The following is a 2416-nucleotide window of genomic DNA, read 5'->3' as shown; positions in this document are numbered from 1 at the left end:
GGCGGAGTTCGCGCCCCAACGCGCGAAAGACGCCCCAAACCCGAAACACGCGCGGGCGGTCGGACGCGCGCGGCGACCGGCGCGACGCCGCGCGGCCGGCGCGAAGCCGCACGGCCGGCGCCTCGGGTTTGGGGCGCGATCCGCGGTTTGGGGCGGGTGTTTCGCGCCCCAAAGCGCGAAATACGCCCCAAACCCGAGACACACGCGCAGCGGCGCCGCTGCCGCGACGGAGCGAGAGCGACCGGAATGACGCCGCCGCGGCGCGAGCGCGCCGGCGCGACCCGCGCCGGCGCGGGTCGCGTGGGTGGGTGAGCGCGTCGCCTCGGCGTCAGCCGCCGACGCCGACCAGGCGCGCGAAGGCGCTGAGACGCGCCACGCCCTCGGGCGTGCGCGGGAGGTCATCCAGCAGGGACGGCGAGTACAGGACGTAGGCGGCCTGCATCGCCCGCGAGATCGCGACGTTGATGCGGTTGCGCAGCAGCAGGAACTCCAGCCCGCGCGGCGCCTCCCGCCCGGAGGACGCGGCGAGGGTGAGAATCGCGACGACCGCTTCCTTCCCCTGGAACCGGTCGACGGTGCCCACCGGCACGTCGGTGTATCCCGCGGCGGCGAGCGCCTCCTCCACGGCGACCTGCTGCGCGTTGTACGGCGTGATCACGATGATGTCGTCGGCGCGCAGCGGGCGCGGCGGGTGGATGACGGCGTCGTCGCCGGCTCCCCCGTCGGCTCCGACCCACTCCCGGCCGACGAGATCGGCGACCAGGGCGACGACGGCCGCGGCCTCTTCGGGTGAGGCCGTCGCGTTGCCGCGGTGGCGGACCGCGACGGGATGCAGGCCCGGCTCCACGTCCGCGAGCGTGCGCAACGCCGTCGAGGGGTGGGCGGCGAGACGCCCCTCGTACGACAGCCGCGACACCGGCCCGGCGACGGCCGGGTGCATGCGGCGCGTGCGGGCGAGGAAGTACCCGAACTCCGCCGGGACGACCTCGGCCCCGTCGATCACCCACCCGAGCGCCGACGTGTCGACCGGCTCGGGGTGCGTACCCTGGCTCACCTGCGGCAGCTGCTGCGGGTCACCGAGCAGCAGCAGCCGTGCGGACGCGAGCGAGACGGCGATCGTGGATGCCAGCGAGAACTGCCCCGCCTCGTCGATGACGAGAAGGTCGAGGCTCCCCCGCGGGATGCGGCCCTCGTGGCTGAAGTCCCACGCCGTCCCCCCGACGACGAATCCGTGCGCGGCGTTCTCGGCGGCGAAGGCGGGGACGCCGTTCTTCGGCAGAACCGTGAAGGAGTGCTCCGCACCCGGGTCTTTCGGGGCCTTCCCCACGCGCGCGGCGGGGACACCGGCCGCGATGACCTGGTCGAGCATGTGCTCGACCGTCGCGTGCGACTGCGCCACGACCCCGACGCGGTAGCCGCGCTCGGCGACGAGCCTCGCGATGACGTGGGAGCCGACGTACGTCTTGCCGGTGCCCGGCGGGCCCTGGACGGCGAGGTAGCTGTGGTCGAGGTCGGCGACGCTGCGGGCGATCGCGGTGACCTCGTCGTCCCCCGACCCGCCGTCGACCGCGGTCACGGGCGCGAGCACGCCGGACTGCGTGCGCGGCGGGCGCCGACGGAGGATGTCGGCCGCGGGCCCCTCGGGGAGGGTCGGGGACGCGGCGAGCACGGCATCCGCCCAGGCGTCGATGGCCTTCTGCTGGTTGCCCGCGCGCGGTGGCGCCGGGGGCGTGAGGGCGAGCGGGAACGTGTCCCACGTCACGCCGTCGACGGCGACCTCCTCGATGATCGCGCCATCGTCCAGCACCTCCCGCACCGTCACCCGGCGGGCGCCGTGGATCCAGCGCGGACGGACCTCGAGGGGGAACGGCGCCGGCAGGTCGTAGACGGCGAAGGGCTCGGCATCCACGGTCAGGCGACTGCCGGGAGCCACCTCTCCGCGCACCTCGACGAGACGACGCTCGGCGCCGCGACCCGACTCCGCGATGTGCCAGTCCGCCACGACCCGGGAGCGCGCGGCGTCCACGACGATGACGTCCCGTGTGTCCTCCCAGATCGACACCGGCTCGCGCAGGCGAAGGAAGTGCGTCGCCCAGTAGGTCTTCTCTTCCCGCGGGTAGTAGTCGATCGCGGCGGCGGCGAGGCGCAGGGCCGTCGCGTCGGGCTCGGCGGCGTCGGCCGCCCACCGCTGCAGCGCGGTCGCGCGCGGGGACGGCTCGTACGCCTGCTCGTCGGGTTCGGCGCCGCGCGCGGGCATGGCCCCGCCCTCGCGCGCGCGCTCGACGAGCCAGTCGCGCAGGCGGCGGGTGGAGACGCAGTCGTAACGGTTGTAGTCGGCCAGGTCGTCGAGCACCCGCTGCGCGGCCTCGACAACGGGGTCGGCGGCGAGGGCCCGCGCCTCGACGTATTCACGAGG

General features: G+C 75.2%; 1 protein-coding gene. It reads right to left on the bottom strand.

The genetic code is table 11. The features are described from left to right. Positions 1–328: 328 nt before the first annotated feature. Positions 329–2416: DEAD/DEAH box helicase (locus I5G_RS18295; RefSeq protein ID WP_022880346.1), on the bottom strand; the 2088-nt coding region annotated here is incomplete at its 5' end.

It is taken from the genome of Microbacterium sp. B19 (assembly GCF_000333395.1).
Lineage (GTDB): Bacteria > Actinomycetota > Actinomycetes > Actinomycetales > Microbacteriaceae > Microbacterium.
The sequence above is the reverse complement of the archived record's forward strand: the minus strand, read 5'-3'. Positions and strand labels throughout refer to the sequence as shown.